Genomic DNA, 17,400 nt, shown 5'->3' with positions numbered 1-17,400 from the left:
AACCGGACCGGTCGCGGATCCGACGGACATCAGCCCCGACCAGGCCGGCGACCCCGGGACCACCGGCCCCCACCACCAGCGCCCCGGCCCACCCCGGCGAGGTACAGGGCGAGGCAGAGCAGACCGATCAGCACCAGGGTGGGGAAGTTGAACAGGTCGGGCGCGCCCAGATTCTCGTCGAACAGATCCAGCAGCAGCGCAAAGCCGAAAACTCCGGCGGCGATGTAGGCGAACATGTGTTCCTCCCGGCGGGGGTCCCAGTAGGTCGGCCAGGATGTACCCGACAGCGCCCCGGGCCAATCCACCGGCGCCGGTGAGTGCCCCGACCGCCACGGACGGTGTCCAGAGGGCGGGGCGTCGGCAGCCGGCCGGCTCCACGCGCCGCTCGGCTGCACCGGCTCGCCCGGCTTCACCGACCCGCTCGGCTGCACCGGCTCGGTCGCCCGGACCTCGGTGGCGGTCGGTCAGCCGACCGGCTCCGGCTCGGCCGGCTCGGGCCGGGCCGGGGGCGCCGTGCGGCGGGACGCCCACCAGGCGGGCAGATAGAGCGGTGCGGCGACGGCCAGCACGATCCCGCCGACCACCATCGCCGTACTCACCGAGGTCGCGGCGGCCAGCGAGGTGAGCAGCACGCCGCCGAGCGCGCCGGCCGGCTGGGCCACCATCGAGTTCAGCGAGATGACGCTGTTCCGGTACGGGCCGTCGACCTGCCGGTGCAGCAGACCGGCGTGCAGCGGGTTGGCCGCGCCGTGCACGGCGTAGCAGAGCAGGTAGGCCGCGATGATCCCGACCGGCCCGGCGAGCAGTCCCATCCCGACGACGGTGGCGCCCTGGAGGATCCGGAGCAGCCCGGCACTGAGCGGTACGCCCAGCCACCGGCTCGCGTACCCGATCAGCGCCGCGCCGCCCGCGGAGGCGAGCCAGGCCACGGAGGCCGTCGGGCCGAGTAGCGCCGCCGCCCGGTCCGGGTCGCCGAGCACCTCGGCGAGCCGGACCGACTGCAACGTCTCGAAGGTGACCATCCCGAAGCCCCAGAACAGCTCCACCGCGATCAGCGCGAGCACGATCCGGGAGCGGCGGGCCAACCCGAGCGCGCCGCCGATCGCGCCCGGCACCGCCCGGAGCGAGCCGCGCAGCGCGGCGACACCGGCGGCCGGGCGCACCTCCACCAGCAGCAGGAGCAGGGTGGCCAGGGCGACGACCTCCAGGACGATGGACGCCAGCACCGGCAGGGTGAGCGCGCTGATTCCGCCGACCGGGCCGAGCGCGACGAGCCCACCGCTGAGCAGCGCGCCAGCGCCGATGCTGAGGCCGAGGACGACTCCCCCGGCGCTGAGTCCCCGCTCGATCGGCGCGTCCGGATCGGCGGCCAGGGCGGCGTCGACGTACCAGGACTCGAGTGGGCCGCTGTCCAGGGCCCGGAAGATCCCCTGGAGCACGAACGCGAGGAGGAAGAGCGCGAAGGAGTCGGCGGCCAGGAAGAGCAGCAACGATCCGAGGTTGACCAGCATGGCCCCGACCAACACCGGTTTGCGCCCCAGCGCGTCGGCGAGCCCACCGGTCGGCAACTCCAGCGCCAGTACCACCAGTCCCTGCGCCGCGGCGACGAAGCCGACCTGCGGCAGGCTGAGCCCGCGTTCCAGCAACAGCAGAATGAGTACGGGAATCAGCAGCCCGATCGGCAGCCAGCGCAGCCCGTGCAGGATCAGGAAACGCCGGCGTACCTGCCGGACGGTCAGTGTGCTCACGACGCCTCCCCCGGCCCGGTGCCGCCGCCGGCCAGGGGGACCGGGCCACGTACCGGGAAACTCTGTAGATAGAGCAGTACGTGTTCGGTGCCGTCGCCCGGCTCGGCCGCCGGTACCCGGTCGATCGGCGGCACGGCGTGCCGGTAGCGGCCGACCACGGCCCACAGCTCGTCGTTGAGCTGCCGCAACTCGGTCGGGGTGAGCCGGAGCAGCACGTCGGAGAAGGTCGTCGCCTGCTGCCACTCGGCCGGGTAGTTGTGCCGGTCGTTCAGCCAGCGCCCGGCCAGGTCGGCGTGCAGGCGCACGGCGTTGCGGGTCAGCCAGTCGGCCGCCGCCCGGGCGTCGGGATCGTCGGCGAAGTCGGCGTCGCTCCAACTGCTGAACTGGTGCGCCGCCCGCCACCAGCGCTGCCGCCCGCTCCCCCGGTCCGGCTCCTCCACCACCAGCCCGGCGTCGGCGAGCTGCCGCAGGTGGTAGCTGGTGGCCCCGGTGTTGGTGTCGAGCACCCCGGCCAACGTGGTCGCGGTGGCCGGACCGTCGGAGCGGAGTGCGACCAGCAGCCGGGAGCGCAGCGGATGGGCCAGGACCCGGATCTGCGCGCTGTCCAGCGCTACCACCGAGGGCGATGGCTCGTCGTGACGTGACGGCTCAGGTTCCATGGATGCACAGTAACTGTGCACAGATTCCATGCACAATAGTTCTGCACAGAATCTGTGCAGGCGGTCGACGGCTCCGCCCAGGACTGCACTGCGGTGACCGACCGCCACCCACCGCCAGCAGCGTCACCGGCCCGGCGTCGACTACCGGCGGACAGCGGTACGGGGCGGAGCCAGAAACCGAACAGGCGTACCGGCCGGGTCCGTCGACCCGGCCGGTACGCCGTCAACTGGCACCGCCCCCGCCCCCCCGTCCGGAGGGCATCGTCGCCTCCGCTCAGCCGCCCGGGAACGCGTTCGGGTCGACCTCGCTGGTCTGCGCGTTTCCACCCGCGACCGGAGTCAGCGTGATCGTCCAGATCGTGTACTGGCTGGAGGTGGTGGTGAACTTGAAGGTGTCCTCGAACCGCTGGAAGTTACAGTTCCGGCTGAACGCCTTCGCCCGGGCGTCCCAGTCCTTGCCGCCGGTCATGTAGATCCGGTAGGTGCCGTCCTTGATCGAGGAGACGGTGTGCTTGCCCTTGGCCCGGACGTAGACGCTGACCGTCGGGGTCTTGGAGTTGCCCAGCACCAGGTTGATGACGGCGTCGCTGCTGCCGCCATTCTCGATCTTGAGCTGCCCCTGACCGCTGCGCACCCGCTTGATGTACACGCCGTTGCCGAGCCGCCGGTTGCCGTCCGCCGTCTTCTTCGGTACGAACTGGCCGACCTGGTACGGCTGCGCCGGGTCCGCCGCCGCCAGCGCCTGCTGCGCGGTGCGTACGTCCTCGGCGGCCGGGTCCCGGCTGAGCCTGGCCAGCGCCGACGAGCCGAGGCAGACCTCGCCGGCCCCGGCGGCCGAGCCGGTCTCGGTGATCGAGTCGACCATGCCCTCCAGCCCGCGCAGCAGGTCGGCGTGTGCCGCCGCGGCGTTCTGCGGCGGGACGACGTCGGAGAGCGCGGTGATCTGCTGGTCGAGTGCCCGCCCGATGGTGCCGGCGGCGGTACCGACCGCCTTGGGGTTCTTGGCCGCACCGAGCTGGGTGAAGCCCGGCGTCACCGCCTTGTCGACCTCGGCCAGCAGCGCCTGGTATTCCTGGGCGGTGATCGGCGCGGCGCTCGGCGACGGCTCCCCGCCCTGGCCGGAGGTCCTGTTCGAGGGCGAGCCGTCGGAGCCCCGGTTACCGGCCCAGATCAGCAGCGGGACCGCCAGCGCGACCAGCAGGACCACGGCGACGGCACCACCGACGATGGCGATTATCTTGCCGCGCCCCGACTTGGCGGGCGGTTGCGGCGGAAACGCACCGAACTGCGGCGACCCACCGTACGGCGGGCCGGGCGGGCCGGCCCCGAACGGCGCCGTCGGCGGACCCGACACCGGGGGCGGAGCACCGAACGGCGTGGTCGGCGGGGCCGAGACCGGCGGGGTGCCGAAGGGAGCGGCCGGCGCACCCGAGACCGGCGGGCCCGCGCCGAACGGCGTGGTCGGCGGGGCCGAGACCGGCGGCGGAGCACCGAACGGGCTGGTCGGCGGCGCGGAGACCGGCGGCGTCCCGTACGGCGCGGTCGGCGGGGCCGAGACCGGCGGCGGAGCACCGAACGGGGTGGTCGGCGGGGCCGACGTCACCGGCGGGACCGGCCCGGGCGCTCCGAAGGGAGCCGCTCCGAAGCTCGCGGGGACCGTACCGCCTCCGCCCGGCACGATCCGGATCTGGACGTACGCGTCCCGGGGCGGGCCGCCGGGCACGGTCGCCGGGCCGATGCCGGGCAGCCGCAGCACGGTGCCGTCGCCGAGCCCGGCCGGGATTCTCAGGGGGATGCTCTGGCCCGACCAAGGCAGGACGACGGTCTTGACGACCTCGGATCCCACCTCGCTCGGGTCTAAGTCGATCATCAGATCAGGGTTGGGCGCCATGGACCGAGTATGAGCATCCGAAGCAAGTCGATTGCCGCCCACCCCCGGTCACCCCGGATCGCCGTGGCGCACCGACCGAGGCCGTTGGCTCCCGGGACGCCGCGCGGCGCCCCGGGAAAACGGACGGATGCCTCAGGAGGGCTCGACCGGGGCGGCCACCCCGGCGGTGCCGCCGTGCACCGGTGCCGCCGGCTTCGGCTTGGCGTCGATGCCCGCCTCGGCCCGCTGCTGCCCGGTGATCGGGGTCGGCGCGCTGGTCAGCGGGTCGAACCCACCCCGGGTCTTCGGGAAGGCGATCACCTCGCGGATCGAGTCGGCCCCGGCCAGCAGCATGCAGACCCGGTCCCAGCCGAACGCGATCCCGCCGTGCGGCGGCGGCCCGTACTTGAACGCCTCCAGCAGGAAGCCGAACTTGTCGGCCGCGTCCTCCGGGCTGATCCCGAGCAGGTCGAAGACCCGACGCTGTACGTCGCCCCGGTGGATACGGATCGAGCCACCGCCGATCTCGTTGCCGTTGCAGACGATGTCGTACGCGTACGCCAGCGCGCGGTCCGGCGCCTCCTCGAACCGGTCCACCCAGTCGGCGTTCGGCGAGGTGAACGGGTGGTGCACGGCGGTCCAGCCGCCCGCCCTGCCGTTCTCCTGGTCGGAGGCCGGCTCGAACATCGGCGCGTCGACCACCCAGCAGAACGCCCAGGCGCTCTCGTCGACCAGGCCGGCCCGCCTGGCGATCTCGATCCGGGCCGCACCGAGCAGCTCCTGTGCCTCCCGCCGCTGCGCGCTCGCGGCGAAGAAGACCGCGTCGCCCGGCTTCGCCCCGACCGCGTCGGCCAGCCCGGCCAGGTGCTCGGCCGACAGGTTCTTGGCCACCGGCCCCCGGGCCTCGCCGGACTCGGCGTCCAGCACCACGTACGCCAGGCCACGGGCGCCGCGTGCCTTCGCCCAGTCCTGCCAGCCGTCCAACTCCTTGCGGCTCTGCCCGGCACCGCCCGGCATCACCACCGCACCGACGTAGCCACCGGCGTCGATCGCCCCGGCGAAGACCCGGAACTCGGTACCGCGCAGGTAGTCGGTCAGCTCGGTCAGCTCGACGCCGTAGCGCAGGTCGGGCTTGTCGGAGCCGTACCGGTCCATGGCGTCGTGCCAGGTGATCCGGGGAATCGGCCGGCTGATCTCGTGCCCGGCCAGCTCCCGCCAGAGGGTGGCGACGATCTCCTCGCCGAGGTCGATCACGTCGTCCTCGGTGACGAACGACATTTCGATGTCGAGCTGGGTGAACTCCGGCTGCCGGTCGGCCCGGAAGTCCTCGTCCCGGTAGCAGCGGGCGATCTGGTAATAGCGCTCCATCCCGCCGACCATCAGCAACTGCTTGAAGAGCTGCGGGGACTGCGGCAGGGCGTACCAGGTGCCGGGCTGGAGGCGTACCGGGACCAGGAAGTCGCGGGCGCCCTCCGGCGTCGACCGGGTCAGGGTCGGCGTCTCGATCTCCAGGAAGTCGCGGGCGTGCAGCACGCCCCGGGCGAGCTGGTTGGCCGTCGAGCGCAGCCGCATCGCCTTCGCCGGGCCGCTGCGCCGCAGGTCGAGGTAGCGGTATTTGAGGCGTACGTCGTCGCCGGCCTCCACCTGGTCGTCCACCGGCAGCGGCAGCGGTGCCGCCTCGGAGAGGATCTCCAGTTGGTCGACCGTCACCTCGATCTCGCCGGTGGCCAGCTCGGGGTTGTCGTTGCCCTCGGGCCGGCGGGTCACCTCGCCGGTGACCTGTACGCAGAACTCGTTGCGCAGCGCGTGCGCCGAATCCATCCCCTCGCGGAAGACCACCTGCACGACGCCGGAGGCGTCCCGCAGGTCGACGAAGATGACTCCGCCGTGGTCCCGCCGGCGGGCGACCCAACCGGCGAGGGTCACCGTGCGGCCGGCATCGGGCGCGCGCAGGGTGCCGGCGTCTTGGGTACGGATCACGACAGGTGTCTCCTCACGTCTGTCCGGGCGGTCCGGGCTGCTGCCCCGACATTCTGTCAGGACGGCCCGGACCGCCCGGCGCCCCACCCGTCGGGTCCCGCGGACCGGCCGGTACTGCCACCGGCCGCCCCCGTTCCGCGCCGCCCCGACCGGTCGGCGGTCGTCCCCGCCCCGCCGCCACCCGGGACGCGACGCTGGAGCGCCTGGTGCCCTCGGCCGGTGGTCAGCCCGGTCGGCGGACCAGCCGGGTCCGGACCCGGGTTCGGACGAGGGTGCCGGCCAGCAGGGTGGCGACGACCGGCGGGACCAGCACGACCAGCAGCAGCCGGCCCCACGGGGTGTGCCAGTCGGCCGCGCTGTTGAACGCGACGTACCCGGCGGCGGGGCCGAGACCGGCGAGCAGGCCGAGCGGGGCACCGAGCCCGACCACCACGGCGGCCTGACCGGCCCGGATCCGGCGCCCCGTCCCAGGTCCGGCCCCCACCGCGGTCATCGTGCTCAGGTCGGCGCGCATCTCGGCCGTGGCCAGCCCGACCGCGACGATGCTCGCCGCCACGGTCACCACCGCGCTCACCGCCACGAGCAGGTAGAACATCGTCCGGGTCGCCTCCGGCGCGGTCTGCCGCACCGCCGCCGGCTCGACGGCCAACGGTGCCGACGGCACCGGGGCGGCGGCGAGTTGCGCCCGCAGCAGCACAGTGGTCGCGGCGGCGACCTCGTCGGCCCGGGGTGTCCGGACGGTGTCCACCAGCAGCTTCCCCGGGCTGACCGCCAGCCCGACCCGGCGGGCCGTGGCCTCGGAGATGAGGATTCCGGGCAGGTCCTGGAAGTACTCGCCGCGGACCGCCACCACCGCCGGCACCGCCTCCGGCCCGTCCTCGCCCGCCCTGATCGCCACCCGGCCGTCCACCGCCAGGGCGTCGTTGAACAGCACGGCCGCGCCGTCCCGGAGGGCGGCGAGTTCCGCCGTGGTCGGTTCCCGGGCGGTGACGGCGCGGATCGTCTCCGCCCCACCGACCGCGATGCCGTACTGCTGGCTGGCGACGGACATGGCGCCGTCCCGCACCCCGACGGCCGGTGCCCCGGGCAGGACCACGCTGGTTCCCGGCCGCTCCGGGTCGGTCGCCGTACGCAGCGCGACCGCGCTCCGGGCCGGCAGGGTGGCGGCGAACCGCCCGATCCCGTCCGGGCCGAGCGTGGTCGCCGCCTCGGCGGGCAACAGGATCTGCCCGTCGCGGGCGTCCCGCCAGACCGCCGCGGCCTCGCCCCGCGCGGCGCCGACCAGGGTCAACGCCACGCTGCCGGCGACGGCGGCCCCGACCGCGACGACCGCCGCCGCGGTACGCACGTGGTGCCGGGCGGCGTGCCGCAGGGCGAGCCGTGCGGCCAGCGGCAGCAGCGGGGCGATCCGCCCGACACCGCGGACCAGGGCCGGTGCGGTGGCGGCGACGCCGACCAGCAGGATCACCCCGCCGGCCGCGATCAACTCGATCCGCCCGTCCGGGTGCGCCGAGTACCGCAGGATCGCGGCACCGCCGGCGAGCAGCGCGAGCCCGACGGCCAGCCAGCCGAGATCCGCACCGGGTCGCAGGCGCAGGCCGCCGAGCGCGTCCCGGACCGACGTCCGGCCGGCGGACCGGGCCGGCAGGTACGCGGCGGCCAGTCCGATCACGACGGTCAGCGCGCCCACCAGGAGGACCGACCCGTACGGGATGCCGACGTCGACGATCGGGTGGTCGGCGATCCGTTCGACGGTCGGGCCGACCAGGGCGAAGGTGGCCAGTCCGAGGCCGACTCCGGCGCCCGCCGCGACGGCACCGAGCAGCAGCCCGCCGGCCAGCACGATCCTGGCCACCTGCCGGGGGCTGCCGCCGGCCGCCGCGACCAGGGCGAGTTCCCGCCGTTGCCGCCGCGCGCCGACCAGGAACGCGGCACCGCTGAGCAGCACCACCTGGGCGGCGGCGAAGCTGACCACCAGCGCGGTCGCGCCGGCCTGCAACGCCCGGGACTGCGGGGTCGGGGCGAGCGCCTCCCGATCCGTCACCGAGTAGTTCTGCCCCAGGCCGATGCTGCCGCCGTTCGGGTACTCGATCACCTCGGCGGGCCCGACCGGTGGGCGTACCCAGGCCGCCGGGTCACCGGCCACGTCGACCAGCAGGCTGCGGCTCACGCCGCTGGACAGGCTCGTGTCGGGCGGCACCACCAGGGCGGCGAGCTTGAGTGACCGGCTCAGGTCGACGATCCCGACGACGGTCAGCCGGCGCTGCGGCATTCCGGCCTCGATCTCGGCGCCGAGCCGCGCACCGAGCCGGTCGGCCAGGGCACGGGTGAGCGCGACCTCGGCGGCAGCCCGGGGCGGGACACCGGCCCGGAGGACGTACCGGCCCCGGTTGAGCGGATCAGTCGGGTCCGTGGCCTCGTACTCGTAGCCGGCCAGACCGCCGCCGGGCAGCGAGACCACGGTACGGCCGGTGCCGAGCGGCACGGTGCGGCTGCCCGGCGGCAGGGTGCCGGCGACCCGGGCCAGTTCGTCCGGCTTCGCCGCCAGCAGCAGGTCGGCGGCGCCGATCCGGTACTCGACGCTCCGGTCCAGACCCGCCACGTTCGCCCAGGAGACCACCAGCAGGGTGGCGGCGTACCCGGGGAGGAAGAGCATCAGCAGGATCAGTGCGCTGCGCCCCCGGTTACGCCGGGCGGACCGGCGGGCGATCCGCGTCGCGGTACGCCACGAGCCGCGCCACTCCCCGGTCACGCCGACACCTCGCCGGCCAGACCGTCGACCGGACCCCGTCGCCCCCGGCACCCGGACCGCCTGCTGAGCCTGATGATTCGCTCGCTACGCCCGCTCATGCCGGCACTCCACTTCGCTCGGCGCCGCCACGAGGCACATACGCGCTGAACTGGCTGATTCGCTCGCATCGCTCGCTCATGCCCGCCCGCCCAGCAACTGCTCGGGGGTGCGGCGTGGGCCGGTGGAGTCGACCAGCCGGCCGTCGCGCAGGAAGATCGTGCGGTCGGCCCAGCCGGCGTACCGGGGCTCGTGGGTGACCAGCACCCCTGCGGCGCCCGCCTCGACCTGTGCCCGGAGCACCGAGAGCACCGCCTCGCCGGTCTGCGAGTCGAGCGCGCCGGTGGGCTCGTCGGCGAGCAGCAGTCGGCGCTCGCCGATCAGCGCCCGGGCGATCGCGACGCGCTGCTGCTGTCCGCCGGAGAGCTGGTCCGGAAAGCGCTGCGCGAGGTCACCGAGGCCGACCCGGGTCAGCGCGGTGATCGCCTCCCGGCGGGCGGCCCGGGCCGAGAGCCCAGCGAGTTCCCGGGGCAGCGCGACGTTCTCCGCCGCGGTCAGGTCGGTGACCAGGTTGAGATCCTGGAAGACGTACCCGATCCGGTCCCGGCGCAGTCGGGCCAGGCCGGCGGCGTCCAGCCCGTCGAGGTCGACGCCGGAGACCTCGACGGCGCCCCGGGTCGGCGTGTCCAGCCCGCCGGCCAGGGCGAGCAGGGTCGACTTGCCGGAGCCGGACGGCCCCATCACGGCGACCAGTTCGCCCGCCTCGACCTCGAAGCTCACCCCGTCCAGCGCTTGTACGTCGGTGTCGCCGGACCGGTACGTCCGGCAGACGTCGGTGAACCGAAGCACGACCTCGCTCACCGGACCGCCTCCGTCGCGTCCGGCTCTCCGGCCGCCGGGGTGCCGGAGGTCTGCCCCGCCGCCCGGGTGCCGGCCGGGGTCGGGCCGGGCCGTCGGGTGCGCCGGCGCAGCACGGTCGCCTCCACGTGGTCGAGCCAGCGGATCTCGCTCTCCAACCCGAACACCAGGTGGTCGAGGAGGAGCAGCCAGGCGAGGTCGTCCTGCTGGTCGGCCCGCCGGCGCAGGTCGGTGAGGTCGCGCATCTGCCGCATCGACTCGGTGCGCTGGGCCTGCACGACGGCGGCCACGTCGACACCGGCGGTGGCCGCCGCCATGCCGAGTTTGATGGCCAGCTCGCTACGCGGGCGTTCGGTGTCGGTGACCGGGGTGGCGAACCACTCGGCCAGGGCCGTCCGGCCCCGGTCGGTGATGGCGTAGATGGTCCGCCCCTCGTCGTTGGTGCCGACCGCCTCGACCAGGCCGTCCCGGTCCAGGCGCTCCAGCGTGGTGTAGAGCTGGCCGACGTTGAGTGCCCAGGTCCCGCCGGTACGGGCGTCGAACTCGGTCCTGAGCTGGTAGCCGTACTTGGGTCCGTCCGCGAAGAGGGCGAGCAGCCCCCAGCGCACCGCGTTCCGCTGCATGCGGCCAACTTACTCGATAAGTAGTTACTGAGTAAATACCCCGGCACGATCGTACGTGCGTTCGAGCGGGGCTAGCATGAGCCCATGACGTCCGGCGCCTACCAGCCCTCGATGCTGGATCTCGCCAGCGGCGACGGGATCGCCGGGGACGGTGCCGCGCTCGGTCCGCTCGCCGGAGCACTCCGTCGGCACGAGCTGAGTGCCGGTGCCTGGGTCGACCACCTGCCCGGCTGGGTCCGGGGCTCCGACGCCGTACTCCGCACCCTGCTCGACGAGGTCGACTGGCAGGCCGAGCGCCGCCGGATGTACGACGGCGTGGTCGACGTCCCCCGGCTGCTCCGCTGGTACGCCGGCGACGAGCCGCTCCCGCACCCGGTGCTCGGCGCCGCCCGGCGGCGGCTCACCCGGCACTACGCCGACGAGTTGGGCGAGCCGTTCGTCACCGCCGGGATGTGTCTCTACCGCGACGGGCGGGACAGCGTCGCCTGGCACGGTGACACGCACGGCCGCTCGGCCCGCGAGGACACCATGGTCGCGATCGTCTCCTTCGGCTCACCCCGGCCGCTGCTGCTGCGCCCGCGCGGTGGCGGGCCGAGCCTGCGCTTCCCGCTCGGGCACGGCGACCTCGTCGTGATGGGCGGCTCCTGTCAACGCACCTGGGAGCACGCCGTCCCGAAGACCTCCCGGCCGGTGGGTCCCCGGGTCAGCGTGCAGTTCCGGCCGGTGGGCGTGGCCTGAGACCGCTGGGCGTGACCTGAGGAGAGTCCGGCGGAGTCCCCAGACCGCCGGCCGGGTCGCCAGGCCGAATGATCGACGGACTCGGTCACCCCGGATATCACTCATGTTACAGACGTACCGGTCATGAGACATCTGCTCGCACAGACAAATCACGGACAGGCCGGGGCATCCGACCAGCGTAAACGCTCGGCGTGTGACCACTTAGGAGAGTGGCGCCGGGGAGGCGGGGGGCAGGTGATGTCCGCCCGGCGGAGTCAGCCGGCCCGCTCCTCGTGCTTGCGCTGCCGGGTCTCGTTCCACCGCTCCACGAGCGCGGCCATCTCGTCCTGGACGAAGAACAGGAAGTCCCGCATATCGGCCATCCGGGTACCGGCCGGTGACGCGTCGCCGCCGACCGCGAGTACGCCCTGGTGCATCATTTCGCCGAGTTTCTGGTAGACCCCGCTCTGCACCGCCGCCGTATACCAGATGTCGTCCGGGGCGTGGTAGCGGTCCCGCCGGGAGTTCGGCACCGGCTCCCGCAGCACCAGGTTGACGTGCAGCAGATAGCGCAGTGCGCCGGAGATCGCGGCGGCGCTGACGCCCAGCCGCTCGGCGATCTCCCCGGCGGTGAGCCCGGGCTCGTCGGTCACCATCAGGGCGCCCAGCACCCGGGCCGCCATCCGGGGTACGCCGACATCGCTGAAGGACAACGCGAACTGCTCGACGAAGCGGCGTACGGCCTCCTCGTCCCGCGGAACCTCGATTCGCGTCATTTCCGTCCTTCGCTAGTTTCTGAAGATCGTGTAATTGTGCCTCAACATCGCGTGAGCAGGCCAACGGCTCCAGCCGCGCCCGTCGAGGCGCGGCTGGAGGGACGGGGTACCGGCTGCCGGCCGGACGCTACGGGTCAGAGCGCCAGGTCGCGCCGCCGGAACAGGGCCACTCCGGCGCCGCCCAGCAGCACCGCCACGACGGCCAGCATCACCAGCGGGGTCGCGGTGGCCTCGGCGACCGGCAGCGCCGGTACGTGGCTGAACGGTGAAATGTCCATCACCGCCTGGGGTAGGTTCAGCAGCTCGCCGAACTGGCCGAAAGCCACGGCGACGCCGAGCCCGAGCCAGCCGAGCGCCCCGGCCAGCCGGGGCACCAGCCCGAAGACCAGCACGACGTACCCGATCATGATCAGCGTCGCGGGCATCTGCGCCACCGCGCCGGGGACGAGGTCGCCCAGCGCGCCACCCACGTCGTCGGTGTTCAGCCCCGCCAGCAGGCCCGCCAGGAGGCCGGTGAACAACAGCAGGAACATCGCGCCCAGCACCGCGATGACCAGGTGGCTGCCCAACCAGCGCAGCCGGCCGACCCCGGTGGCCAGGGTCGCTTCCGCCCGTCCGCCCGCCTCCTCGGCGCGGACCCGCAGCATCGCCTGCACCACGTACGCGGCCGCCATCCCGCCGACCATCGTCAGCATGGCGGCGTAGAACGAATCGGTCAGCGCACCGTCGCCGCCGAGTTCGCGGAGGGTCCGGGCCGCCCCCGTGCCCTCGTCGAACGCCTCGCTGGCCGCGCTGGCCACGGAACCGATGAGCGCCCCGAACACGCCGAACGCGACGGCCCAGCCGATCAGCGTGGCCCGCTGGAGTCGCCAGGCCAGGCCGAGCGGGCTGAGTAGCCTGGGCACGGCCCGGGCCGGCCCGCGACGTGCCGCGATCATGCCCATGCCGATGTCCCGGCGATCGGCCAGCGCGAAGGCCAGCCAGAGCAGGACGACGAACAGCAGCACCGGGAGCACGAGCAGCCACCAACGGTTGCCGGCGTACGGCTTCATCAGCGTCGCCCAGCCGATCGGGGAGAGCCAGGTCGGCCAGGCCGTCGTCATGGTGTAACCGTCCGGCTGGACCTCGCCGAACGCGTCGCCGACCCCGCGCAGCAGGTAGGCCGCGCCGATCGCGGAGGCGGCGATCCCGTTCGCCGATCGCGCACCCTCGACGATCTGCGCGGCGACCGCCGCGATGGCCGCGAAGGTCAGGCCGGCGGCACCGAGCCCGAGCCCGAACGCGAGCGACCCGGCGGTCGGCAGGTCGCTGGCGATGAGGGCGAGCGTGCTCAGTACGGCCAGCACCAGGTTGGCGCCGGTCACGACGATCATCGCCGCGGTCAGCGGGGCACGCCGGCCGACCGCCATCGAACCGATCATCTCGGTCCGGCCAGTCTCCTCGTTCTGCCGGGTGTGCCGGACCACCGCGAGGGTGCTCATGAAGCCGACCACCACGGCGATGAAGGTGAGGGCCCCGAAGGCCAGCATGTCGCCGTCGCTGAGTCCGGTCGGGGAGTTACGGAACATGAGGATCGCGGGGGTGTCCACGACGGCGCGCAGCGCCCCGAGTCGGTCCTTCTCCGTCGGGAACTGTCCCACCACGGCGCTCTTCATGGAGAAGACCACGAGCGCCGTGCCGAGGATCCAGAGCGGCAACTGGATGCGGTCCCGGCGCAGCGCGAGCCGGACGAGCCGGCCGGTGCCGGTGAATTGCCCCATCACACGCCCGCCAGCTCTTCGCGGGTGCCCTGGTTGCTGTAGTGCCGCATGAACAACTCCTCCAGCGAGGGCGGGGAACTGGTCAACGCACGCAGCTCGAACCGGTGCAGGTACTGGAGCACCTTGTCGAGGTCGGCCGAGTCGACCTCGAACTTCGCGTGCGTACCGGCCACCTCGGCGTCGTGCACCCCGGGAAGCTCGACCAGCCCGCTGATCGGCCGGGCGGTCTCCACCGAGATCGACGTACGGGTCAGGTGCCGCAACTCGGCCAGCGTGCCGGACTCGACCGTCCGCCCCTGCCGGATGATGCTCACCCGGTCGCAGAGCGCCTCCACCTCCGAGAAGATGTGGCTGGAGAGCAGAATCGTCCTGCCCTGCCGTTTCACCTCGCGTACGCACTCCTGGAAGGCCGCCTCCATCAGCGGGTCCAGCCCGGAGGTGGGCTCGTCGAGGAGGAAGAGTTCGACGTCCGAGGCGAACGCCGCCACGACCGCGACCTTCTGCCGGTTGCCCTTCGAGTACGTCCGGGCCTTCTTGGTCGGGTCGAGTTCGAAGCGCTCCAGCAACTCGTCGCGGCGCCGCCGGTCCAGCCCGCCGCGCAACGCCCCGAAGAGGTCGATCGCCTCGCCGCCGGTCAGGTTCGGCCAGAGGTTCACGTCACCGGGCACGTACGCCAGCCGCCGGTGCAGCGCCACCGCGTCCCGCCACGGGTGCCCGCCGAGCAGGCTGACCTGACCGGCGTCGGCCCGGAGCAGCCCCAGCAGCACCCGGATGGTGGTCGATTTCCCGGCGCCGTTCGGGCCGAGGAAGCCGTGCACCTCGCCGACGTCGACGGAGAGGTCCAGCCCGTCCAGCGCGCGGCTCCGGCCGAAGGACTTGACCACGCCGGAGACCGAGATAGCAGTAGTCATGCCGCCGACGGTACGCCCGTTTCACAAGTTTGTGAAAACTCAGAAGCGTCAGGATTTCGTCAAGAAGCCGGAGCCCCGTCCGGCCGTCCCGGCGCTCCCCGATCGGCCTGTCCGGCGCTCCCCGTCCGGGCGTCCGCCGGGCCCGATCGAGCCGACCGGCGGGGTCCGGCGGGTCGGCCCCGGCACGCGGTGGTCGTAACCTCATCGAAATCTCTGACTGACACGATCCGCTGAGTCCTCGCCCGCTGCGGAGGTGTTGATGTTCCTCACCCGTCACGAGCAAGAACGGCTGATGGTCCATGTCGCGGCCGATCTCGCGTGGCGCCGACGTGAGCGCGGGCTGCGGCTCAACCATCCGGAAGCGGTCGCCGTGATCACGGCGTTCCTGCTGGAGAGCGCCCGGGACGGCCGTACCGTCTCCGAACTGATGGAGACCGGGCGGACCGTGCTCGGCCGCGACGACGTACTCGACGGCGTGCCGGAGATGATCGCGGAGGTGCAGGTGGAGGCGACCTTCCCGGACGGTACGAAGCTGGTGACCGTACACGAGCCGATTCCGTGACGGGGGCGGGCGTGATCCCCGGCGAACTGCTGCCCGGTACGGGCGACGTGACGATCAACCCCGGCCGACCCGTCCGCACCCTGGCCGTACTGAACACCGGGGACCGGCCGGTCCAGGTCGGCTCGCACTACCACTTCGCCGAGGCGAACCCGGCGCTGGAGTTCGACCGGGCGGCGGCCTGGGGGCACCGGCTCGGCGTACCGGCCGGCACATCGGTACGGTTCGAGCCGGGCATCGGCCGGGACGTCGACCTCGTGCCGCTCGGCGGCGCCCGGATCGTCCCCGGGCTGCGCGGTGAGTGCGCCGGCCCACTGGACCCGACCGACCCACCCGCCGACGACCATGACCCCGGTCCCCCGGCCGCGCCGGACGCGCCCGGCAGCGCCGCCCGGGAGGGAGCGTGAGCACCCTGGACCGGCGCCGGTACGCCGCCCTCTACGGTCCCACCGTCGGCGACCGGGTCCGGCTCGCCGACACCAACCTGCTGATCGAGGTCGAGCAGGACTATTGCACCCGATCCGCTCCCGGACCGTCGGCCCGGGTAGGCGGGTACGGCGACGAGGCGGTCTTCGGCGGCGGCAAGGTGATCCGCGAGTCGATGGGGCAGTCCCTGGTCACCCGCGCCGACGGCGCCCCGGACACGGTGATCACCGGCGCGCTGGTGCTGGACCACTGGGGCGTGGTCAAGGCCGACGTGGGCCTCCGGGACGGCCGGATCGTGGCGCTCGGCAAGGCCGGCAACCCGGACACCATGGACGGGGTCCACCCCGAGCTGGTGATCGGCCCGGGCACCGAGATCATCTCCGGCAACGGCAAGATCCTCACCGCCGGTGCGATCGACAGCCACGTACACCTGATCTGCCCGCAGATCCTGGAGACCGCGCTGGCCAGCGGGATCACCACGATCATCGGCGGCGGTACCGGCCCGGCCGAGGGGACCAAGGCGACCACGGTCACCCCGAACCCGTGGTATCTGGGCCGGATGCTGGAGGCGCTCGACCCCTGGCCGATCAACGTCCTGCTGCTCGGCAAGGGCAACACGGTCAGCGAAGAGTCGATGTGGGAGCAGCTACGCGGCGGGGCGGGCGGCTTCAAACTGCACGAGGACTGGGGCACCACCCCGGCCGCGATCGACGCCTGCCTGCGGGTCGCCGACGCCTCCGGCGTGCAGGTGGCGATCCACACCGACACGCTCAACGAGGCCGGCTTCGTCGAGGACACCCTGCGGGCGATCGGCGGACGGTCGATCCACGCGTACCACACCGAGGGGGCGGGCGGCGGGCACGCGCCGGACATCATCACCGTCGCCGGACAGCCGAACGTGCTGCCGTCGTCGACCAACCCGACCCGGCCGTACACCCGGAACACCCTCGACGAGCACCTCGACATGCTGATGGTCTGCCACCATCTCAACCCGACCGTGCCGGAGGACCTGGCGTTCGCGGAGAGCCGGATCCGGCCGAGCACCATGGCCGCCGAGGACGTACTGCACGACCTCGGCGCGATCTCGATGATCGGCTCGGACTCGCAGGCGATGGGCCGGGTCGGCGAGGTCATCCTGCGCACCTGGCAGACCGCACACGTGATGAAGGCCCGACGAGGCGCGCTGCCCGGTGACGGGGCCGCCGACAACCTGCGGGCCCGGCGGTACGTCGCCAAGTACACGATCTGCCCGGCCGTCGCGCACGGCATCGACGGCGAGGTCGGCTCGGTCGAACCGGGCAAGCTCGCCGACCTGGTGCTCTGGGACCCGGCCTTCTTCGGGGTACGCCCACACCTGGTACTCAAGGGCGGCATGATCGCGCTCGCCCAGATGGGCGACGCCAACGCCTCGATCCCGACCCCGCAGCCGGTGCTGCCCCGGCCGATGTTCGGCGCGTACGGCGCGGCACCCGCCGCGACCAGCCTCGCCTTCGTCGCCCCGGCCGCCATCGACGCGCTGCTCGGCGACCGGATCGGGATCCGCCGGCCGCTGGCCCCGGTCGCCGACACCCGCTCGCGGAGCAAGGCCGACCTGCCGGGCAACGACGCCCTGCCGCGCATCGAGGTCGAGCCGGACACCTTCACGGTACGGATCGACGGCGAGGTGGTGGAGCCGGAGCCGGTGACCGAGCTGCCGATGGCCCAGCGCTACTTCCTCTTCTGAGC

Annotated in this window: 14 protein-coding genes and 1 pseudogene; 4 read left to right on the top strand and 11 right to left on the bottom strand. The window is 73.3% G+C overall.

Translation table 11 applies throughout. From position 1 onward, the window contains the following. Positions 1-29: 29 nt before the first annotated feature. The 8 genes and pseudogenes from Pma05_RS25105 to Pma05_RS25070 all read right to left on the bottom strand — a co-directional run bounded on the left by Pma05_RS25105 (position 30) and on the right by Pma05_RS25070 (position 10,526). A complete protein-coding gene (locus Pma05_RS25105) occupies positions 30-236 on the bottom strand; it encodes a hypothetical protein (RefSeq protein ID WP_203859926.1) in 207 nt (68 codons plus the stop codon). Positions 237-417: 181 nt separating this feature from the next. Then, positions 418-1,748, bottom strand: a pseudogene (locus Pma05_RS25100) (MFS transporter); the annotation flags it as partial. Beyond that, positions 1,745-2,407, bottom strand: coding sequence for an ArsR/SmtB family transcription factor (locus Pma05_RS25095; RefSeq protein WP_203859924.1), 663 nt, complete (start codon positions 2,405-2,407; stop codon positions 1,745-1,747). The gene Pma05_RS25095 and the pseudogene Pma05_RS25100, both read right to left, overlap by 4 nt. A gap of 274 nt (positions 2,408-2,681) precedes the next feature. Continuing rightward, positions 2,682-4,277 (bottom strand): hypothetical protein, encoded by a 1,596-nt coding sequence (locus Pma05_RS25090; protein ID WP_203859923.1) that lies wholly within the window; start codon positions 4,275-4,277, stop codon positions 2,682-2,684. 153 nt (positions 4,278-4,430) lie between these two features. Then, positions 4,431-6,257, bottom strand: coding sequence for an aspartate--tRNA ligase (gene aspS / locus Pma05_RS25085; RefSeq protein WP_203859922.1), 1,827 nt, complete (start codon positions 6,255-6,257; stop codon positions 4,431-4,433). A gap of 223 nt (positions 6,258-6,480) precedes the next feature. Continuing rightward, positions 6,481-9,009: an FtsX-like permease family protein gene (locus Pma05_RS25080; RefSeq protein WP_203859921.1), complete on the bottom strand. Its 2,529-nt coding sequence runs from the start codon at positions 9,007-9,009 to the stop codon at positions 6,481-6,483. A 174-nt stretch (positions 9,010-9,183) separates the two neighbouring features. Further along, positions 9,184-9,906 carry an ABC transporter ATP-binding protein gene (locus Pma05_RS25075; RefSeq protein WP_203859920.1) on the bottom strand — a complete coding sequence of 241 codons (723 nt, stop codon included), beginning with the start codon at positions 9,904-9,906 and terminating at the stop codon, positions 9,184-9,186. Next, positions 9,903-10,526, bottom strand: a complete 624-nt coding sequence (locus tag Pma05_RS25070; RefSeq protein ID WP_203859919.1) for a helix-turn-helix transcriptional regulator — start codon at positions 10,524-10,526, stop codon at positions 9,903-9,905. The genes Pma05_RS25075 and Pma05_RS25070 overlap by 4 nt, the downstream gene beginning before the upstream one ends. 84 nt (positions 10,527-10,610) lie before the next feature. On the opposite strand from Pma05_RS25070, the gene Pma05_RS25065 reads away from it, so the two are divergent. Beyond that, positions 10,611-11,264 (top strand): alpha-ketoglutarate-dependent dioxygenase AlkB, encoded by a 654-nt coding sequence (locus Pma05_RS25065; RefSeq protein ID WP_203859918.1) that lies wholly within the window; start codon positions 10,611-10,613, stop codon positions 11,262-11,264. Positions 11,265-11,518: 254 nt separating this feature from the next. On the opposite strand, the gene Pma05_RS25060 is transcribed toward Pma05_RS25065, so the two are convergent. The 3 genes from Pma05_RS25060 to Pma05_RS25050 all read right to left on the bottom strand — a co-directional run bounded on the left by Pma05_RS25060 (position 11,519) and on the right by Pma05_RS25050 (position 14,690). Next, positions 11,519-12,019 carry a GbsR/MarR family transcriptional regulator gene (locus tag Pma05_RS25060; protein ID WP_203859917.1) on the bottom strand — a complete coding sequence of 167 codons (501 nt, stop codon included), beginning with the start codon at positions 12,017-12,019 and terminating at the stop codon, positions 11,519-11,521. Between the two features lie 134 nt (positions 12,020-12,153). Continuing rightward, the gene (locus Pma05_RS25055) at positions 12,154-13,779 is read right to left on the bottom strand and encodes an ABC transporter permease (RefSeq protein WP_203859916.1); all 1,626 of its coding nucleotides are present in this window, start codon (positions 13,777-13,779) and stop codon (positions 12,154-12,156) included. Next, positions 13,779-14,690, bottom strand: a complete 912-nt coding sequence (locus Pma05_RS25050) for an ABC transporter ATP-binding protein (RefSeq protein WP_203859915.1) — start codon at positions 14,688-14,690, stop codon at positions 13,779-13,781. The genes Pma05_RS25055 and Pma05_RS25050 overlap by 1 nt, the downstream gene beginning before the upstream one ends. 259 nt (positions 14,691-14,949) lie before the next feature. Between Pma05_RS25050 and Pma05_RS25045 the strand changes: the two genes are divergently transcribed. Genes Pma05_RS25045 through Pma05_RS25035 form a run of 3 tightly spaced genes read left to right on the top strand, consistent with a single transcriptional unit; the run spans position 14,950 to position 17,398 of the window. After that, the gene (locus Pma05_RS25045) at positions 14,950-15,252 is read left to right on the top strand and encodes an urease subunit gamma (RefSeq protein WP_203859914.1); all 303 of its coding nucleotides are present in this window, start codon (positions 14,950-14,952) and stop codon (positions 15,250-15,252) included. Next, on the top strand, positions 15,249-15,656 hold the full coding sequence (locus tag Pma05_RS25040) for an urease subunit beta (protein WP_425567887.1): 408 nt from the start codon (positions 15,249-15,251) through the stop codon (positions 15,654-15,656). Before Pma05_RS25045 ends, Pma05_RS25040 begins: the two co-directional genes overlap by 4 nt. Further along, positions 15,653-17,398 (top strand): urease subunit alpha, encoded by a 1,746-nt coding sequence (locus tag Pma05_RS25035; protein ID WP_203859913.1) that lies wholly within the window; start codon positions 15,653-15,655, stop codon positions 17,396-17,398. The genes Pma05_RS25040 and Pma05_RS25035 overlap by 4 nt, the downstream gene beginning before the upstream one ends. The last annotated feature ends 2 nt before the right edge of the window (positions 17,399-17,400 follow it).

This window comes from Plantactinospora mayteni (assembly GCF_016862935.1).
Classification (GTDB): Bacteria; Actinomycetota; Actinomycetes; order Mycobacteriales; family Micromonosporaceae; genus Plantactinospora; species Plantactinospora mayteni.
Note: the sequence above shows the minus strand (reverse complement) of the source record. Positions and strands in the feature narration are given on the sequence as shown.